Annotated in this window: 2 rRNA genes; both read right to left on the bottom strand. The window is 51.0% G+C overall.

Annotation, left to right across the window (positions count from 1 at the left end):
* Positions 1-285 (bottom strand): 23S ribosomal RNA (locus tag B5E67_RS15770); the annotation flags it as partial.
* 255 nt (positions 286-540) lie between these two features.
* A 16S ribosomal RNA gene (locus tag B5E67_RS15245) occupies positions 541-1863 on the bottom strand; the annotation flags it as partial.

Here is a 1863-nt window from a genome sequence, read left to right as displayed (position 1 = left end):
ACCCGCGGTTTGCCCTCTTCCGCGTTCGCTCGCCACTACTTACGGAATCTCGTTTGATGTCTCTTCCTCGCCCTACTTAGATGTTTCAGTTCAGGCGGTTCCCCTGTTACACCTATTTTAAATTTCAGTGTAACATACTCAGCTATGAGGCTGAGTGAGTTTCCTCATTCAGAAATCCGCGGATCAATGCTTATTTGCAGCTCCCCGCAGCTTATCGCAGCTTATCACGTCTTTCTTCGGCTTCCAGTGCCAAGGCATTCGCCCTGCGCCCTTCTTCGCTTGACCATTCGCAATCTTCCGATTGCCTTTTAAGCCTCTTATACTCTAATTGCCAACAAGATCGTTTTCCCTTCCGTTTGAAACTGTAGTTTCTTCTTTAGAAGTTTTACTTTCTCGTTTCGCAGTTATTATTCAGTTCTCAAGGTACATCTCTTTGAGGTTCCTTTTTACAGGGCCCTCAAAATTGAACAATATCGATCTCTTGTTTACGTCACCGACTGACACGAGCTTCTTCGAAGTTCCGTCAGCCAGACTCCCTAGAAAGGAGGTGATCCAGCCGCAGGTTCTCCTACGGCTACCTTGTTACGACTTCACCCCAATCACCAGTTTTACCTTCGGCGGCGTCCTCCTTGCGGTTAGACTACCGACTTCGGGTCCCCCCGGCTCTCATGGTGTGACGGGCGGTGTGTACAAGGCCCGGGAACGTATTCACCGCAGCATGCTGATCTGCGATTACTAGCAATTCCGACTTCATGCAGGCGAGTTGCAGCCTGCAATCTGAACTGGGACGTTGTTTTTGAGTTTTGCTCCACCTCGCGGTATCGCTTCTCTTTGTTAAACGCCATTGTAGTACGTGTGTAGCCCAAGTCATAAAGGGCATGATGATTTGACGTCATCCCCACCTTCCTCCGTTTTGTCAACGGCAGTCTGAATAGAGTCCTCTTGCGTAGTAACTATCCATAAGGGTTGCGCTCGTTGCGGGACTTAACCCAACATCTCACGACACGAGCTGACGACAACCATGCACCACCTGTCTCTCTGTCCCGAAGGAAGATACTGTTTCCAGCATCGTCAGAGGATGTCAAGACTTGGTAAGGTTCTTCGCGTTGCGTCGAATTAAACCACATACTCCACTGCTTGTGCGGGCCCCCGTCAATTCCTTTGAGTTTCAACCTTGCGGTCGTACTCCCCAGGTGGATTACTTATTGTGTTAACTGCGGCACTGAAGGGGTCTATCCTCCAACACCTAGTAATCATCGTTTACGGTGTGGACTACCAGGGTATCTAATCCTGTTTGCTACCCACACTTTCGAGCCTCAGCGTCAGTTGGTGCCCAGTAGGCCGCCTTCGCCACTGGTGTTCCTCCCGATATCTACGCATTCCACCGCTACACCGGGAATTCCGCCTACCTCTGCACTACTCAAGATACACAGTTTTGAAAGCAGTTCATGGGTTGAGCCCATGTATTTCACTTCCAACTTGCATACCCGCCTGCGCTCCCTTTACACCCAGTAATTCCGGACAACGCTTGTGACCTACGTTTTACCGCGGCTGCTGGCACGTAGTTAGCCGTCACTTCCTTGTTGAGTACCATCCGTTTTTTCCTCAACAACAGGAGTTTACAATCCGAAGACCTTCTTCCTCCACGCGGCGTCGCTGCATCAGGGTTTCCCCCATTGTGCAATATTCCCCACTGCTGCCTCCCGTAGGAGTCTGGGCCGTGTCTCAGTCCCAATGTGGCCGTTCAACCTCTCAGTCCGGCTACCGATCGTCGCCTTGGTGGGCCGTTACCTCACCAACTAGCTAATCGGACGCGAGGCCATCTCAAAGCGGATTGCTCCTTTTCCCTCAGATCCATGCGGA

The organism is Faecalibacterium sp. An122, from assembly GCF_002160895.1.
In the GTDB taxonomy this organism is placed as follows: domain Bacteria; phylum Bacillota; class Clostridia; order Oscillospirales; family Ruminococcaceae; genus Faecalibacterium.
This window is presented reverse-complemented; position numbering and strand designations above follow the sequence as displayed.